The sequence below is a fragment of the Streptococcus sp. HMSC071H03 genome, from assembly GCF_001813035.1.
In the GTDB taxonomy this organism is placed as follows: Bacteria; Bacillota; Bacilli; order Lactobacillales; family Streptococcaceae; genus Streptococcus; species Streptococcus anginosus.
The window spans coordinates 25,351-42,741 of record NZ_KV811140.1; the positions used below are offsets into that span (position 1 = coordinate 25,351).

The 17,391-nt window shown below is 34.7% G+C and carries 18 protein-coding genes and 1 pseudogene; 14 read left to right on the forward strand and 5 right to left on the reverse strand.

Going from position 1 to position 17,391, the window contains the following annotated elements; translation table 11 throughout:
- Positions 1-232 precede the first annotated feature (232 nt).
- From HMPREF2887_RS00130 to guaB, 5 genes are all read left to right on the forward strand, one after another.
- Positions 233-772 (forward strand): NAD(P)H-dependent oxidoreductase, encoded by a 540-nt coding sequence (locus HMPREF2887_RS00130; protein ID WP_003026809.1) that lies wholly within the window; start codon positions 233-235, stop codon positions 770-772.
- A 21-nt stretch (positions 773-793) separates the two neighbouring features.
- Complete coding sequence (locus HMPREF2887_RS00135) at positions 794-1,483, forward strand: triose-phosphate isomerase (RefSeq protein ID WP_003026808.1); 690 nt, start codon at positions 794-796, stop codon at positions 1,481-1,483.
- A 19-nt stretch (positions 1,484-1,502) separates the two neighbouring features.
- Positions 1,503-2,498, forward strand: coding sequence for a UDP-glucose 4-epimerase GalE (gene galE / locus HMPREF2887_RS00140; protein WP_003026807.1), 996 nt, complete (start codon positions 1,503-1,505; stop codon positions 2,496-2,498).
- A gap of 81 nt (positions 2,499-2,579) precedes the next feature.
- Complete coding sequence (gene trpS, locus HMPREF2887_RS00145) at positions 2,580-3,605, forward strand: tryptophan--tRNA ligase (RefSeq protein ID WP_003026805.1); 1,026 nt, start codon at positions 2,580-2,582, stop codon at positions 3,603-3,605.
- 131 nt (positions 3,606-3,736) lie between these two features.
- Positions 3,737-5,218, forward strand: a complete 1,482-nt coding sequence (gene guaB, locus HMPREF2887_RS00150; protein WP_003026802.1) for an IMP dehydrogenase — start codon at positions 3,737-3,739, stop codon at positions 5,216-5,218.
- An 88-nt stretch (positions 5,219-5,306) separates the two neighbouring features.
- Here the strand turns inward: guaB and recF are convergent, their stop codons facing one another.
- Both recF and yaaA read right to left on the reverse strand, forming a co-directional pair.
- The gene (recF, locus tag HMPREF2887_RS00155; RefSeq protein WP_003026800.1) at positions 5,307-6,404 is read right to left on the reverse strand and encodes a DNA replication/repair protein RecF; all 1,098 of its coding nucleotides are present in this window, start codon (positions 6,402-6,404) and stop codon (positions 5,307-5,309) included.
- Position 6,405: 1 nt separating this feature from the next.
- On the reverse strand, positions 6,406-6,786 hold the full coding sequence (gene yaaA, locus HMPREF2887_RS00160; RefSeq protein WP_003026797.1) for a S4 domain-containing protein YaaA: 381 nt from the start codon (positions 6,784-6,786) through the stop codon (positions 6,406-6,408).
- A gap of 175 nt (positions 6,787-6,961) precedes the next feature.
- On the opposite strand from yaaA, the gene yfmF reads away from it, so the two are divergent.
- From yfmF to HMPREF2887_RS00200, 8 genes and pseudogenes are all read left to right on the forward strand, one after another.
- On the forward strand, positions 6,962-8,209 hold the full coding sequence (yfmF, locus tag HMPREF2887_RS00165; RefSeq protein ID WP_021002242.1) for an EF-P 5-aminopentanol modification-associated protein YfmF: 1,248 nt from the start codon (positions 6,962-6,964) through the stop codon (positions 8,207-8,209).
- A complete protein-coding gene (yfmH, locus tag HMPREF2887_RS00170; RefSeq protein WP_021002241.1) occupies positions 8,209-9,504 on the forward strand; it encodes an EF-P 5-aminopentanol modification-associated protein YfmH in 1,296 nt (431 codons plus the stop codon). Before yfmF ends, yfmH begins: the two co-directional genes overlap by 1 nt.
- 58 nt (positions 9,505-9,562) lie before the next feature.
- On the forward strand, positions 9,563-10,384 hold the full coding sequence (rodZ, locus tag HMPREF2887_RS00175; protein ID WP_021002240.1) for a cytoskeleton protein RodZ: 822 nt from the start codon (positions 9,563-9,565) through the stop codon (positions 10,382-10,384).
- Between the two features lie 10 nt (positions 10,385-10,394).
- Entirely contained in the window at positions 10,395-10,934 is a 540-nt protein-coding gene (gene pgsA, locus HMPREF2887_RS00180) for a CDP-diacylglycerol--glycerol-3-phosphate 3-phosphatidyltransferase (protein ID WP_021002239.1), read from the forward strand.
- Between the two features lies 1 nt (position 10,935).
- Positions 10,936-11,763, forward strand: a complete 828-nt coding sequence (locus tag HMPREF2887_RS00185; RefSeq protein ID WP_041784072.1) for an energy-coupling factor ABC transporter ATP-binding protein — start codon at positions 10,936-10,938, stop codon at positions 11,761-11,763.
- Positions 11,748-12,586, forward strand: a pseudogene (locus HMPREF2887_RS00190) (energy-coupling factor transporter ATPase). The gene HMPREF2887_RS00185 and the pseudogene HMPREF2887_RS00190 overlap by 16 nt, the downstream one beginning before the upstream one ends.
- Positions 12,579-13,373, forward strand: coding sequence for an energy-coupling factor transporter transmembrane component T family protein (locus HMPREF2887_RS00195; RefSeq protein ID WP_021002236.1), 795 nt, complete (start codon positions 12,579-12,581; stop codon positions 13,371-13,373). Before HMPREF2887_RS00190 ends, HMPREF2887_RS00195 begins: the two are co-directional and overlap by 8 nt.
- Before the next feature lie 156 nt (positions 13,374-13,529).
- A complete protein-coding gene (locus tag HMPREF2887_RS00200; protein ID WP_003026773.1) occupies positions 13,530-14,147 on the forward strand; it encodes a LysM peptidoglycan-binding domain-containing protein in 618 nt (205 codons plus the stop codon).
- Positions 14,148-14,284: 137 nt separating this feature from the next.
- Here HMPREF2887_RS00200 and HMPREF2887_RS00205 read toward each other — a convergent pair whose 3' ends face one another.
- The 3 genes from HMPREF2887_RS00205 to sdaAB are packed head-to-tail and all read right to left on the reverse strand — an operon-like array spanning position 14,285 to position 16,546.
- Entirely contained in the window at positions 14,285-14,941 is a 657-nt protein-coding gene (locus tag HMPREF2887_RS00205) for an HAD hydrolase-like protein (RefSeq protein WP_021002235.1), read from the reverse strand.
- A gap of 52 nt (positions 14,942-14,993) precedes the next feature.
- The gene (gene sdaAA / locus HMPREF2887_RS00210) at positions 14,994-15,866 is read right to left on the reverse strand and encodes an L-serine ammonia-lyase, iron-sulfur-dependent, subunit alpha (protein WP_003026769.1); all 873 of its coding nucleotides are present in this window, start codon (positions 15,864-15,866) and stop codon (positions 14,994-14,996) included.
- A gap of 8 nt (positions 15,867-15,874) precedes the next feature.
- Complete coding sequence (gene sdaAB / locus HMPREF2887_RS00215) at positions 15,875-16,546, reverse strand: L-serine ammonia-lyase, iron-sulfur-dependent subunit beta (RefSeq protein ID WP_003026768.1); 672 nt, start codon at positions 16,544-16,546, stop codon at positions 15,875-15,877.
- A 247-nt stretch (positions 16,547-16,793) separates the two neighbouring features.
- On the opposite strand from sdaAB, the gene HMPREF2887_RS00220 reads away from it, so the two are divergent.
- Positions 16,794-17,321 (forward strand): aggregation-promoting factor, encoded by a 528-nt coding sequence (locus tag HMPREF2887_RS00220; protein ID WP_021002234.1) that lies wholly within the window; start codon positions 16,794-16,796, stop codon positions 17,319-17,321.
- Positions 17,322-17,391 lie beyond the last annotated feature (70 nt).

Genomic DNA, 17,391 nt, shown 5'->3' on the forward strand with positions numbered 1-17,391 from the left:
TTTGTAAATTTGATATTCACATCATCAAATAATTTTCGATCACTAAAGCGTAGTGATACATCTGATACTGTAAGCAATATTTTTCTCCTAATTCTGTAATTAGTTTCATTTTACTAGAAAATTTGACTTTTTTCAAATGATTCAGGGATAAAATATGACATTTTAGAATATTGATAAGTAAGAGAAATTTCAAAAATTTATAATGAATTTAGAATATTTTTAGGAGGAGAAAATGAAAATTTTATTGGTAAATGGTTATCAAAAACATGATTTTTGTAAAGGAGAATTAAATTTTAGTTTGTATAATATTATGTTGGATAAATTACGTCACAATCATGATGTGCAATTATCATCAGTTGAGGACTATAATGTAATAGACGAGAGGAATAAGTTTTTGTGGGCAGATTTGATTATTTTTCAATTTCCTATTTATTGGTTTAATGTACCTGGGAAGTTGAAATTATATATGGATGAAGTCTTTGAATATGGTCAATTTTATTCATTTGCAGATACTTATGGACAAGGTGGTTTAATGAAAAATAAAGAATATATCTTATCCACAACTTGGAATGCACCAGAAGAAGTTTTTAATAATCCGGCTGCATTTTTTGATGGAAAAAATGTAGATGATGTTTTGATTTCATTCCATAAGACCATGGAATTTTGTGGTTTAAAGAAAAGAAAAACACTATCTTTTCATAATGTTGTGAAAAATCCTCAATTTAAATTTTATAAACAGACAATAGAAGATTATTTTTTAAAAGAGTTGTAAATAGTGTAAAGGGGGTGTAAAGTGTTAGTTGTTTTTAATTTTAAAAATCAGATGTCAATCAAGCAACAATTAGAATTGTTAGAGAAGTTCAATCAACCAATAAGCAAGCAACATCAATTGATTATTGCTCCTATCATACCGGATTATAATGTATATCATTTTGACATTGCAGTTCAAAATTTGTCAATTAAAGGAAGAAATGTAGGTGATTTATCGCCTCAACATTTAAAACATTACAATATAAATTATGCTTTTGTAGGTCATTTAGAAAGGCAAAAGTATTTAAATGAAACAACAAGAATGATTCGCTCAAAGATTGACAATGCTTTACAGAAAGATATTATTCCTATTATTTGTGTAGGAAATCATGAAAATCCTATTTTTGAATGCGCAACATATTTAGATGATCTAGATCTCCAGGATAAACATATTATTGTAGCTTACGAAAGATTGAGTGCAACATTAAAAGGAAAAAAAGATTATTCCTTTACAGATGTTGAAGAAAGTTTTCAAGATTTAAAAGATTATTTGGATAATTTAAGTGTAAAGTTTGGGTTTACATATCAGTTGATTTTTGGTGGTGGTGTAAACTGTGAAGATATTGAACAGATTTCAACTATTGGATTTGATGGGATTCTTATTGGAGATAGAATTGAAAGTTTGGTTGAAACATACCAATACTTACTAAAAGATACTCTTGTATTGATGTAAAAAGATAAGGAGGAGAAAAATGAAATCAATTTTAGTGACAGGAGGAGCTGGATATATTGGCTCTCATACTGTAAAGGCGCTTTTAGATGCTGGTTATGATGTACATGTTTTGGATAATCTAGCATCAGGTGTTAGGGAAGCGGTGGATGTAAGAGCACACTTTAAAGAACTGGATGTTTATGATGAGTCTGCATTAAAAGCTTATTTACAATCTTATAAAATTGATGCTGTGCTACATTGTGCAGGTGAAATAGTCGTTAGTGAAAGTATTGAAAATCCTAGTAAATATTTTGCAGCAAATGTAGCTGGTATGAATCGTGTGTTAAAAGTATTATCAGAAGTAGGAATTGATAAAATTATATTTTCTTCTACAGCTTCAGTTTATGGTAATAATTGTATGGATAAACCTGCAAATGAAGATACGCTATTAAATCCAGTAAATCCTTATGCAGAGACAAAACTGATGGGAGAACGCATGATTTATTGGATGGCCAAACGCTATAGTTGGAAATATGTCATTTTTCGTTATTTTAATGTTGCTGGTGCTGCTATGGATGCTTCAAATGGTTTGAGGGTTAAAAATCCGACACATATCATCCCTAATATTAATAAAACGGCTCTTGGACAAAATGATGCTTTAAAAATTTATGGCGATGATTATGAAACGCGAGATGGCTCATGCATTCGTGATTATATTCATGTTTTAGATTTAGCGCAGGCACATGTAAAGGGATTTGACTATTTGTTTACAGATTCGTCAACTTCACAGATTTTCAATTTAGGAACAGAACAAGGTTATACTGTCAAGGAAATTTACAATACTGCAGAGCAAATTTTACAGCAAAAAATTCCTCATGAAATTGTGGCACGTCGTTCTGGTGATCCAGCAAGTGTGTTAGCAAATGCCTCTAAAGCAAAAGAATTTTTAAATTGGCAAGCAACTTATTCTTTGAAAGATATTATATTATCTGATTATAAATGGCGTGTGAAAGTTGGTAATTCAATTGTCAAATAATTTTAAGAAGTGTAGAAATAGTTTCTACACATTTTTCTTGAAAATGGTATAATATTATCAAGAAAATTCAAGGAGAATGTGATGTCAAAACCTATTATTTTAACAGGAGATCGTCCAACAGGAAAATTACACATTGGTCATTATGTAGGAAGTTTGCGAAATCGTGTTTTATTACAAGATGAAGGAAAATATGAATTATTTGTATTTTTAGCTGATCAGCAAGCCTTGACAGATCATGCTAAGGATCCTAATACAATTGTAGAGTCAATTGGAAATGTAGCATTAGACTATTTAGCTGCTGGATTAGATCCTGAAAAGACAACCATTTTTATTCAAAGTCAAATTCCTGAGTTGTCAGAGTTGTCAATGTATTATATGAATTTGGTGTCATTAGCGCGTTTGGAACGTAACCCAACTGTCAAGTCAGAAATTGCCCAAAAAGGATTCGGTGAAAGTATTCCAACTGGTTTTTTAGTTTATCCAATTGCACAAGCAGCAGATATTACTGCTTTTAAAGCGAATTATGTTCCAGTAGGAAATGATCAGAAACCAATGATTGAACAAACTCGTGAAATTGTACGTTCTTTTAACCATACTTATAATTGTGATGTCTTGGTAGAGCCTGAGGGCATTTATCCTCAAAATGAAGCAGCAGGACGTTTGCCGGGGCTTGACGGGAATGCAAAAATGTCTAAATCTTTAAATAATGGCATCTATTTATCTGATGATATGGATACTTTACAAAAGAAAGTGATGAGCATGTATACTGATCCTGACCATATCAAGATTGAAGATCCTGGTAAAATTGAAGGCAATATGGTTTTTCATTATTTAGATGTGTTTGGTCGTCCAGAAGATGCGCAAGAAATTACAGCAATGAAGGAACACTATCAACGAGGTGGACTGGGAGATGTGAAAACAAAACGCTATTTATTGGAAATTTTAGAGCGTGAGTTAGGACCAATTCGTGAACGTCGTGTTGAATTTTCAAAAGATATGGGAGCAGTTTACACTATGCTACAAAAAGGTAGCGAAAAAGCACGTCAAGTAGCTAGTCAGACCCTTTCTGAGGTAAAATCTGCTATGGGGATTAACTATTTTAAATAAAAATGAGCAAAACTATCACCAAAAGTGATGGTTTTTTAGATAATAGTGATTGACAAATACAGATAGAATGGTATCATATTAACAATAAATACGAGCTGTGCTCAATCAATAAAGAAAAGAGGAATTTGTGGATGTCTAACTGGGACACTAAATTTTTGAAAAAAGGTTTTACTTTTGATGATGTATTACTCATTCCTGCAGAGAGTCATGTTTTGCCAAATGATGCGAATTTACAAACAAAATTGGCTGAAAATTTGACACTCAATATTCCAATTATCACCGCAGCAATGGATACTGTTACAGAAAGTAAAATGGCCATTGCTATTGCTCGTGCTGGAGGTCTTGGTGTTATTCACAAAAATATGTCTATTGAGCAACAAGCGGATGAAATTCGGAAAGTTAAACGATCAGAAAATGGAGTTATCATTGATCCATTCTTCTTGACTCCAACTCATACGGTATCAGATGCAGAAGAATTGATGGAACGTTATCGTATCAGTGGTGTTCCTGTTGTTGAAACGCTTGAAAATCGCAAATTAGTTGGGATTATTACAAATCGTGATATGCGATTTATTACGGATTATAATCAACCTATCTCAGCGCATATGACGAGTAAAAATCTAATAACTGCTCCTGTTGGGACAGACCTTGAAACGGCAGAGCGGATACTTCATGAGCATCGTATTGAAAAATTGCCATTGGTTGATGACTACGGTCGTTTATCTGGTCTGATTACAATTAAAGATATTGAAAAAGTAATTGAATTTCCAAATGCAGCTAAAGATGAATATGGTCGTCTTTTGGTTGCTGGTGCAGTAGGAGTTACTTCTGATACATTTGAGCGTGCAGAAGCTTTATTTGAAGCAGGTGCAGATGCTATTGTCATTGATACAGCACATGGACATTCAGCGGGAGTACTTCGGAAGATTGCTGAGATTCGTGAACATTTTCCAGAACGAACGTTGATTGCAGGAAATATTGCTACTGCAGAAGGTGCACGTGCGTTATACGATGCTGGAGTTGATGTTGTGAAAGTCGGAATCGGTCCAGGTTCAATTTGTACCACTCGAGTCATTGCTGGAGTTGGTGTACCTCAAGTGACGGCAATTTATGATGCTGCACAAGTTGCGCGTGAATACGGGAAAACAATTATTGCAGACGGAGGTATTCAGTATTCAGGAGATATTGTGAAGGCACTGGCTGCGGGAGGCAATGCGGTCATGCTCGGTTCAATGTTTGCTGGTACAGATGAGGCGCCAGGTGAAACGGAAATTTTCCAGGGTCGTAAGTTTAAAACTTATCGCGGAATGGGTTCGATTGCAGCTATGAAGAAAGGGTCAAGCGATCGTTATTTCCAAGGTTCTGTTAATGAAGCAAATAAATTGGTACCGGAAGGAATTGAAGGTCGTGTAGCTTATAAAGGTGCAGCAGCAGATATCGTTTTCCAAATGATTGGAGGAGTTCGTTCTGGTATGGGATATTGTGGAGCAGCCAATCTCCAAGAGCTACATGACAAAGCTCAATTTATTGAAATGAGTGGAGCTGGTTTGAAAGAAAGCCACCCTCATGATGTTCAAATTACGAATGAAGCTCCAAACTATTCTGTACAATAAGATCTATTATAAAAGCTCTGCAGCAGATAATGCAGAGCTTTTATAATTAACACACTTTACAAACGTGTAAAACGTGTTAATATCTAGTTTACACCTTGTCTTCAGTTAGATGCCCTTCATGAATTGAGAAAATTTTAATATTAGAAGGCATGCTTTGTAGATGTTCTAGAGTTGTTGTTGTCATAAATGTTTGGATATTTTGAGAAATAGTTTCAAGTAAATTAAGTTGACGACTATTGTCAAGTTCACTCATAACATCGTCAAGTAGAAGAATTGGTTTTTCTTTAGTAACAGTTTCCATGAGCTCAATTTCTGCCAGTTTGAGAGATAAAACCACGCTTCGATGTTGTCCTTGACTACCAAAATTGGCATTCATGTCATTGATATAAAAAGCAATATCATCTCGATGGGGACCAACTCCAGTATTTTTTTTAAATAAATCTCTACTACGGCTTTGCTTTAATGCAATTTGGAAAGATTCTTTTAACTTATTGGAATCTGAAAGTGGAACAGAAGAGCAGTACTTAATGGTTAAGTTTTCTAAATGACTTGAGAGTTCCAAATGTTTTTGTTGACCAAAGTGCTCTAATTTTTTGAGAAATTCTATCCTATGCTGCATAACACGACAACCAAACTCTACTAGTTGATCATCTAAAACTGCTAAAAAAGTCTCATCCATTGTTTTTGCTGTTTTTAAATAAGTATTTCTTTGTTTTAAGACATGGTGGTAATGTGATAAATCAGATAAATAGATTGGTTTAATTTGCCCCAATTCTATATCAATAAATTTTCGTCTAAGGGCTGGAGCTCCTTTAATCAACTGTAAATCTTCTGGAGCAAATAAAACAACATTCATATTTCCAACATAATCAGATAGTTTGCTTTGTTTTAGATGATTAACTTTTGTAATTCTTCCTTTAGGTGTCAAGTCAATTTCCAAAGAAATATTTCCAGTTTGTTTGACAAGTTGTCCAGATATTTTCAGGGTATCTTTGGAGAAATAAATTAAATCTTTGTCTGAACGAGTTCGATGACTTCGTGTCAATGCAAGAAAATAGATAGCTTCCAAGATATTTGTTTTTCCTTGAGCGTTTTGGCCTAGAAAAATATTGAGACCAGAATGAAAATCTATTTCAGTTGCTTCATAATTACGAAAATGTTGAATTTGTAAGTTTTTTAACCACATATTAAATACCTGGGAAGCGGATAGGAGCTTTTTTATTAGATTTATTGGCTTTTTGATTTACTGTTGTTGATTTACTTTTTTTGATATTTTTGTTCATTTCTTTTACAAGGGTGGCAACTCGTCTTTTTTCTAAAAGTTCTTTTTCATGCTCCCCCCTTTCCTTTTTATTTGGTGCAGTCAGCAGTATTTCTAATTTTTGATTTGGAAGAGTAATGGTATCGCCAATGCGAATTTTCTTTCCGCGGCGAATTTCGAGCTCTCCATTAAAATAAACTTGATTTTCTTGAAGAAAGCTTTTAATAGCACCACCACTTTGAATGATTCCGACATCTTTTAATAATGCTTGTAGAGTGATGTAGTCATCAAATAATTTATATTCCATAATTCACCTCGATCTTTGTCATTATATCATAATTAGATGAAAAGATGATATTAGAATTATCACAATCACATCATTAAGAAAACGTTTTAAGTTGAAAGAATAAAGCTTGAAGGAGAAATTAGGAGTCGTTTCGTGATATAATAGAAGTCAATATTAAAAGAACATGAGGGACACTATGGAGCTGGTTTCTGGAGTAGATCTCCATTTTATAACATCCAAAAAATTTAAAACGAATCGAATAAAAATGAGGTTTTCAGCTCCGATGTCTACGGATACGATAGCGGGGCGCGTGCTGGTTGCAAGTATGCTTGAAACAGCTAATGAAGTCTATCCAACTTCGCAGATTTTTCGTGAACGATTAGCAACTCTTTATGGTGCCAACTTTTCAACGGGATTATCACGCAGAGGACTAATACATTACGTGGATTTGAATATCTCTTTTGTTAGCGATGCGTTTTTAAGTCGAAAAAATACACTAACAGGAGAGATACTTGATTTTTTAAAAGATAGCTTGTTAAGACCCTTAGCGAATGGAGGAGCTTTTAATCAGGCTGTTTTTGAAATTGAAAAAAAGAATGTACTCAATGATTTAAAAGCTGAAATTGAAGATTATTTTTATCATGCACATCAAGAGCTGAATAAATTATTTTATACAGAAAAGGAAATGCAAACTTTTCGTTTAGCTACGCCAGACTTAGTTGATAAGGAAACACCAGAAAGTAGTTTTGCTATTTTTCAAAAAATGCTTCAAAATGATAAAATCGATATCTTTTTTATGGGTGATTTTAATGAGATTGAAGTCTGTGAACATATGAAAACTTTTGGTTTACAGCCGCGTCAACTTAGTTTACAATTGCATTATCATCAAGAATTTTCGAATATTTTAAAAGAATCATTGGAGCGAAAAGATGCTCATCAATCTATTGTTGAATTAGGATATCATTTTTCTACTCAATATGGTGATAAGACTCATATCCCTCTTATTGTATTGAACGGACTTTTAGGTGGCTTTGCTCATTCAAAATTATTTGTTAATGTTCGGGAAAAAGAGGGTCTAGCTTATACAATTTCAAGTAGTTTTGATATTTTTTCGGGTATGATGCGTATTTATGCTGGAATTGATAGGAAAAATCGAACAAAAACAGTGAGTTTAATTTATCGACAAATTGCAGATTTAAAAAAAGGACATTTTACTGATGAGGCGTTAAATCAGACCAAAAAAATGCTACGAAATGCGATGCTCCTTTCTTTAGATAGGCAAAATACGTTGATAGAACAAGCTTATATGGCATCTGTTTTGCAGAAAACATTTATGCCAATTGCTGTTTGGCTAAATGCTTTAGAAGCAGTCAGCAGAGAAGATATCATTGTTGCTGCAACACAACTCAGGCTACAAGCGATTTATTTTATGGAAGGAAAATGATGCAAACTTTAAAAATGGAGAGGAAGGATTATCCAGCAGTTGGAGAAGCAGTCTATCAGACTACTTTACGAAATGGTCTAAGAGTATTTCTTTTACCCAAACGAGATTTCAATGAAACTTATGGTATTATGACAGCAAATTTTGGCTCAATTGATACTTCTTTTATTCCGTGTGGTTCTAATCAAGCTGTTCAATACCCTGCAGGAGTTGCACATTTTTTGGAACATAAATTATTTGAGGATGAAAATGGTCAAGATCTTTTACAACAATTTGTTGAATTAGGTGCTGAGAGCAATGCCTTTACAAGTTTTACTAAGACCAGTTATCTTTTTTCGGCGACGGACAATGTTTTAGAAAATGTGAGATTGTTGCAAAGTTTACTAGAAAATGCTTACTTTACAGAAGAATCTGTTCAACGTGAACAGGGAATTATCCAGCAAGAAATTGATATGTACAAAGACAATCCAGATTATTGCCTGTTTTTTCACGCTTTAGCAAATCTTTATCCAGACACTCCATTGGCAGAAGATATTGCAGGAAGCGTTGAATCAATTGCAGAAATAACTGTTGAGGATTTGGATGAAAACTTTGAAACCTTTTACCATCCATCTAATATGAGTTTACTGCTGATTGGTAATTTTGACTTAGAAAAGACCATTGCTGTTATTCGGGAACAACACGAATCTTTGAAGGGGATTGATGAAGAAAGTTTGATTAGACGTTTTCCCCTTGCGTTAAATCCTGTTATTTCTACGGGGAGTGTTCGAATGGAAGTGGCAAGTTCTAAACTTGCAATCGGATTACGCGGGAGTCAATCGTTAGCGGGAACCGATTTATTTCGTTATAAGACTGCTTTAAAACTGCTATTTGCAATGATGTTTGGTTGGACATCTAAAAGATTTCAAACGCTTTATGAGGCTGGAAAAATAGACAACTCATTATCGTTAGAAGTTGAAGTAGAAAAAGATTTTCACTTTGTGATGTTAACAATGGATACTAGTGAGCCAGTTGCTCTGTCTCACCAATTTCGTTCTGCGATTCGTGGTTTTGAAAAAGACCCTGATGTAACAGAAGAGCATCTTGATATTATAAAAAGTGAAATGTTTGGTGATTTTTTACATGGACTGAATTCATTAGAATATATTGCCACTCAATACGAAACCTTTTCAGAAGGGGATAATCTATTTGATTTACCAAAAATATTACAGACAATCAGTTTAGTTGATGTGATTGAGATAGGACATCATTTTATTGATTCTTGTGAAATGATTGATTTTACTATTTTTCCAAAATGATTTCATGTTTTGGTGAAATTTGGTAAAATAGTGTTTAATAGAAAGAAGGCTAGTGTGTATGAGAAAGAAAACAATCGGTGAAGTCCTGAGGTTAGCTCGTATTAATCAAGGAATGAGCTTGGAAGATTTACAAAAGAAAACAGATATTCAGTTAGAGCTACTGGAAGCTATGGAAGCTGATGATTTTGATCGTCTTCCCAGTCCCTTCTATGCTCGTTCTTTTCTAAGAAAATATGCTTGGGCTGTTGATTTAGATGAGCGAATTATTCTTGATGCTTATGAAGAAGGAAGCATGATTACTTATGATGAAGTGGATGTTGATGAGGAAGAGAATTTTAGAAGTCGAAGAACAAAAAAACAACGAACTTCTTTTTTACCATTATTTTATCTGACGATCCTTGCATTAGCTATTTTATCTTTTGTTAGTTATTATGTTTGGACCTACATTCACCATAACTCATTAACAACTACCCCTTCGTTAAGTTATAGTGTTGTAAACAAACAGACAACTACTTCTTCTAGTTCGACTAATGAGGCAACTTCTAGTGAATCTTCTAGAAGTCCAAATACAAATTTGACTGTATCAGGAAATGGTAACAACTTGACAGCAACCTTGACAGGTGCAACAAGCTCTGTCAATTTAAAACTATCAGTTACTGATGCAACTAGTTGGGTAAGCGTTACAGGTACAGACTTAGAAGGTGGTGCAATATTAAGCCCTGAAAATCAAAGTGTGTCAACCACTATTTCACCAGGCACTACATCAACAATTACTCTTGGTGTGGTTCAAGGTGTGACCATTACAATTGATAATCAACAGATTGATACGTCAGGCTTGACAAGTTTGACAGGTACAATTACACTTATAATAAACAATTAAGGAAAAGAAAATGAAAAAAGAAAATATTCCCAATGCTTTAACTCTTTTGCGGATTGCTTTAATTCCAATTTTTATTTTAGTACTATCCTTGGGTCACTCTGTTGGAATGCACGTCTTTTCAGCGATTATTTTTGCAGTAGCTAGTATTACAGATTACTTGGACGGCTATTTAGCTCGTAAATGGAAAGTTGTAACAAATTTTGGGAAATTTGCTGATCCGATGGCAGATAAGTTATTGGTCATGTCAGCTTTTATTATGTTGATTGAAATGAATATGGCACCTGCTTGGGTTGTTGCAGTTATCATCTGCCGTGAGTTAGCTGTGACAGGTTTGCGGCTATTGTTGGTTGAAACTGGAGGGACAGTCTTAGCTGCTGCTATGCCAGGGAAAATAAAAACATTTACGCAGATGTTTTCTATTATTTTTCTACTATTACACTGGACATTGCTAGGACAAATTTTGTTATATATTGCATTGATTTTTACGATTTATTCGGGTTATGACTACTTCAAAGGAAGTGCCTATCTCTTTAAAGATACATTTAGATAATATGAAAAATATCATTGAAGTTCAGCATTTAAAGTATAAATACGATAATCATGTAGATGATTATATTCTCAAGGATGTGACGTTTCACGTGAAACAAGGAGAGTGGTTGTCTATTGTAGGTCATAATGGCAGTGGCAAATCTACGACAATTCGTTTAATAGATGGTCTGTTAGAAGCAGAAAGTGGCGAGATTATCATTGATGGAGATGAATTAACTCTTGAAAATGTATGGGAAAAGCGCCGGCATATTGGGATGGTTTTTCAAAATCCAGATAATCAATTTGTAGGGGCGACTGTTGAGGATGATGTTGCCTTTGGTTTGGAAAATCAAGGGATGGATTACCAAACGATGTTTGACAGAGTTCAAGAAGCATTAGACATTGTTGGAATGCAAGATTTTAAAGAACGTGAACCTGCAAGGCTTTCTGGTGGACAAAAGCAGCGCGTGGCTATTGCTGGTGTGGTTGCTTTGCGTCCTGACATCATTATTTTAGATGAAGCAACTAGTATGTTGGACCCAGAAGGGCGTTTAGAGTTGATTCAGACAGTTAAAAAAATTAAAGATCGACATGGTATGACTGTTATTTCTATCACGCATGATTTGGATGAAGTAGCTCTTAGTGACCGAGTTTTGGTGATGAAAGAAGGACAAGTAGAGTCAACTAGTACACCAAGTGAGCTTTTCTCACGAGTGGATTTAGAAGATTTAGGTTTAGATGAACCTTTTACAAATCAAGTAAAAGCAACTTTGCTGGACTCAGGCTTTCAATTGCCAGAGCGCTATTTAACAGAAAAAGAATTGCAGGATTATTTATGGGAATCACTTTAGAAAATGTAAGTTATACTTATCAAGCAGGCACTCCCTTTGAGAGTCCTGCCCTTTTTGAAGTCAATTTAGAAATAAAAGATGGCTCATATACTGCTTTGGTTGGTCATACGGGTAGTGGGAAATCAACTATTTTACAATTGCTGAATGGGCTTCTAGTGCCAACTGAAGGAAGTGTCGTGATTGATGATGTCAAAATTACTTCGACATCTATAAACAAGGATATTAAACAAGTACGTAAAAAGGTAGGTCTAGTTTTTCAGTTTGCTGAAAGTCAGATTTTGATGAGACCGTTTTAAAAGATGTTGCTTTTGGTCCACAAAATTTTGGAGTATCAAAGGAAGACGCTGAACGTGTAGCACGTGAAAAGTTAACTCTTGTTGGAATTTCAGAAGAATTATTTGAACGTAGCCCATTTGAACTGTCTGGGGGACAAATGCGTCGAGTAGCCATAGCTGGTATTCTAGCCATGGAACCAAATATTCTTGTATTGGATGAGCCAACAGCGGGTTTAGATCCTGCTGGACGAAAAGAGTTGATGAGTTTATTTAAGCGATTACATGAAGCAGGAATGACCATTGTTTTGGTAACGCATTTGATGGATGATGTCGCTAATTTTGCAGACACCGTCTATGTGATGGAAAAAGGAAGATTAGTCAAAAGCGGAAAGCCTCGGCAAGTTTTTCAAGCTGTAGCATTTATGGAAAGTATTCAACTAGGAGTTCCTAAAATTACAAAATTTGCACAAGAATTAAAAAATAGAGGGCTAACTCTTCCGTATTTACCTATCACCATAGAAGAATTTAAGGAGTTACTACATGGATAGTATGATTTTGGGGCGATATGTTTCTGGAAATTCAATCATTCATCGACTAGATCCTCGCAGCAAACTTTTGTCAATGTTTTTCTTTATTTTAATTATTTTTTTGGCAAATAATATTGTAACCAATGGACTATTATTCGTTTTTACAATGTTATTAGTTGGACTTTCCAAAATTCCTTTAGGCTTTTTCCTTAAAGGATTAAGATCTATGATCTTTTTGATTGCTTTTACTACTTTGTTTCAATTACTTTTTACATCTGGTGGCATGACTTTATTTCAATTTGGCTTTATTAGGATTACTGAAGTAGGTTTGGCTCAGGCAGGTATCATTTTTAGTCGTTTTCTTTTAATTATTATATTCTCTACCTTATTGACTTTAACAACAATGCCACTTAGTTTGGCAGACGCAGTTGAATCATTATTGCAGCCTTTAGTAGCATTAAAGGTACCCGTTCATGAAATAGGGCTGATGTTATCAATGAGTTTACGTTTCGTTCCTACTTTGATGGATGATACGACACGGATTATGAATGCTCAAAGGGCGCGTGGGGTTGATTTTGGTGAAGGAAATATTGTTCAAAAAGTAAAATCAATTATTCCGATTTTAATTCCGTTATTTGCTTCTAGCTTTAAACGTGCAGATGCTTTGGCGACTGCTATGGAAGCGAGAGGTTATCAAGGTGGTGTAGGAAGAAGTCGTTATCGTCAATTGAGGTGGAAAAAAGCAGATACCCTTTCTATTTTTATTATGTTTGCCTTAGGTTTGATGTTATTTTTCTTAAAAAGTTAAAAAACTTATATTATTGTTAGCTAAAAAACGCCTTGAAGGGCGTTTTTTGCGTATAAAATCAATATTTCTGTAATCTTTGTAATACAATTATAAGATCATAGTAATATTTTATGTGTAATATAGTATTATACGAAAAAAGGAGAAATTGATATATACATGAATACAAAATCAATGAAATGGACTTTATCAGGACTTTTTACGGCAGTTGCTTTTTTTGCAACAGGAGCTATTGCAAGTGCTGAATCTTATACTGTTAAATCAGGTGATACTTTATCAGAAATCGCTAAAGAAAAAAACACATCAGTTGAAAAAATTGTTGAGCTCAATAAAATTGAAAATCCTGACTTGATTAAAGTTGGGCAAATTTTAGAACTTGATGAAGAGAAAAATTCAGAAGTTTCAACAGAAACTACAACAGAAGAAGCTGTAACTTATGAAGATGTGACATATAACGCACCTGCTGCTTCCACTACCTATTCGCAATCGGCTGCAAACACTTCTTCAAATGTTGTTCTTCCTAATGGAAATACTGCTGGTGCTACAGGATCTTATGCAGCTGCTCGTATGGCAGAATTGACAGGTGTCCCAGCATCAACTTGGGAACATATCATTGCTCGTGAGTCAAACGGACAAGTAAATGCTTATAACCCATCAGGAGCTAGTGGTCTTTTCCAAACTATGCCAGGTTGGGGTTCAACAGCAACAGTAGATGATCAGATTCAAGCAGCTTACCGTGCTTATAATGCTCAAGGTCTTTCAGCTTGGAACTATTAAGCAAAATTTTATGATAAATGAGTAAACAAAAAGACGAACCATTGAGTAAAAAATGATTCGTCTTTTTATATGGGTGATTGGCTTAGCAAACATAGTTGTTTGTTTTAGAATCTTTGATTGTATATTATAAAGATGGTTTACAATTCATGTAAAGTATTATTTACCAAAGCTGTTAAAATTTTCTGAGGCGAATCTGAGATAAAATCTGCCCCATTGTCAGTTAATTCTTTCTTGTTTCCAAATCCCCACAGAACTCCTAAAGTAGCAATTCCGACTGATTTTCCACCAATTATATCAAATTTTGTATCCCCAACAATGATAGATTGTTCAAGATTAGCATGAGAATTATTTAAAGCACGAGTTATAACATCTGCTTTATGATAAGAATTTGGAAGAGAGCCGAAGATACCATTAAAATGTTTATCAATTTCTAGGTATTGTGCCATTTTATGGGCCATTGGTTCATTTTTACTAGTGGTAATATAGACATGGTAATCCGAATGTTCTAATTCTAACAACAGTTCTTTTATACCCTTGTAAAGTTGAGCTTCAAAAATACCGTTATTTTTATAGTGTTCTCTAAAGAAAGCAATAGCTTGATTGACATTGGTCTCTGGCACTACAGAAGCGAAACTAACTTCTAAAGGTGGTCCAATGAAAGTATCCAGCTCTTTGCTATCAGGGGCTTTGATATTTAGTGAAGTGAATGCGTATTGGAAAGCATTCTTGATTCCTACAGAACTGTCAACAAGTGTTCCATCTAAGTCGAAAAAAATATATTTAAAATTTTGCATAGTCTAAATTCATGTTTACAGGGCTGTAAACTTTTTCCTTTTGTGTAGAAAGTTATTCTCCAAAAATTTTTTTGGAGAATCTACGACCAGTAGGTGTAGCTGCCAATCCACCTTCAGCAGTCTCACGAAAGGCAGTCGGCATACTTGCTCCAACTTGATACATAGCGTCAACTACTTCGTCAACAGGAATTTTTGATTCAATACCTGCTAAAGCTATATCAGCGGCAATGAAAGCGTAGCTAGCTCCCATAGCATTTCGTTTGACACAGGGAACTTCTACCAGACCTGCAACGGGGTCACAGATTAATCCAAGCATATTCTTAATCACAAAACAAATTGCTTGGCTGGCTTGAAATGGGGTACCACCTGCTGCTAAAACAAGAGCTGCTGCACTCATGGCTGACGCTGATCCAACTTCTGCTTGACAGCCACCTTCAGCTCCTGAAATAGAAGCATTATTAGCGATGACTAGACCGAAAGCTCCAGCTGTTAATAAAAAGTCTAGTTGTTGTTTTTCAGTAAGATTTAATTTTTCGATAGCAGATGTAAGGACAGCGGGTAAACAACCAGCACTTCCTGCTGTCGGTGTTGCACAGACCAACCCCATTTTAGCATTGTATTCATTGACAGCAATAGCATTTTTTGCTGCCGTTAAGACAGTATAGTCCGAAAGAGCTTTTCCTGATTGAATATATTTGTGGAGTTTGGCTGCATCACCACCTGTTAAACCACTCCGAGATTTACTTTCATCTAATCCCATAACGACAGAAGCTTTCATAACTTCTAGATTTCTAGTCATCAAGCGTAAGACTTCATCTCGTTCACGACCTGTCAGTTCGTATTCAGTAGCAATCATCAGTTCGGCAACACTACCCTGAAAGTCTAAATCTGCCTGCTCCACTAATTCTTTGATTGAATAAAACATAAACTCTCCTATTTAAAGAAATTGACATTATGAAGTTTAGGAATTTTCCTGATTTCCTCAATAGCTCCTTCACAGCTGCGACTGTCAACTTCAATGATCATAATGGCTTTTTCACCTGCTTTTTCTCTTGTGACATTCATCTGTGCGATATTGATGTTATAACGAGAAAGTGCTTCAGTAACATGAGCAATCATTCCAGGAACATCCTGATGGACGATAATAATTGTCGGGGTATTCATGCTGAGCGAAACAGAAAAACCATTTAATTCAGTCACTTGAATATTTCCACCGCCAATGGAAATACCAGTAACACTAATCGCTTTTTGCTCATTTTTAATGGTGATTTTAGCTGTGTTTGGATGTGGAGCATTGCTATCTTTTTGAATCGTCCAGACAATTTTAATCCCTCTTTTATGGGCAATTTCTAGGCTATTTGGAATATCAGGATCATCTGTATCCATTCCGAGAATCCCAGCTACAAGAGCCAAGTCCGTACCATGTCCACGATAAGTTTTCGCAAAAGAATTAAATAGTTGGAATTCAACTTCTGTTGGTTCGTCATCAAAGATAGACGAGACAATTTTTCCGATACGAACAGCTCCTGCAGTATGACTACTAGATGGACCAATCATAACAGGTCCAATAATATCAAAAACAGATTGAAATTTTAGTGAGTTCATTGTAATTCCTTATAAGTTCATTAGCTTCATTATATCAAAATTCAGTATTTTTTGTTTGATAAAATAGATGTGATATAAATTCTAGACCATCTTTAAGGTCACTTTTCTTATAGTAACCTTAAAGCAAAGAAATATAGGGTGAATTTTAGTCTCTCTTCAATTTGCCTGTAATATTTTTAATGAAAGGTAAAAACAATAGTAATAATTAAGGTATATGATAGTTCTATCACAGAAAAGGAGAATTTAAATGATTTTAAATTTAAAGAATACAAATAAAAAAATGAAAGTAGGTTTAATGAGCTTAGCAGCAACAGCGCTATTCTTTCTTCCTACACTTGCAAACGCGGATAGTTATACAGTGAAATCTGGAGATACACTTTCAGCTATTGCTGCATCACATAATACAACAATTGATCAAATTGCTCAGAAGAATAAAATTAGCAATATTCATCTGATTAGTGTTGGGCAGGTATTGGAGTTAGATGACACCACTACAAGCACTGCAACTGCGGAGTCAAGTAATTCGGCAACTACCACATCTGGTCTGAGTGCTGAAGATGCAGCAGCAAAAGAATGGATTGCACAAAAAGAATCAAGTGGTAGTTACACAGCACAAAATGGACAATATTATGGTCGTTACCAATTGAGCTTATCTTACTTAAATGGTGACTTATCAGCAGAAAATCAAGAAAAAGTAGCAGACGCTTATGTAGCAGGTCGTTATGGTTCTTGGTCAGCTGCAAAGACTTTCTGGTTAGCAAATGGCTGGTATTGATGAATACAAAAAATGATTGAGGTTGGGACAAAATGTCTCAACCTTTTTGTGATGAAAGCAAGGCTTTAAT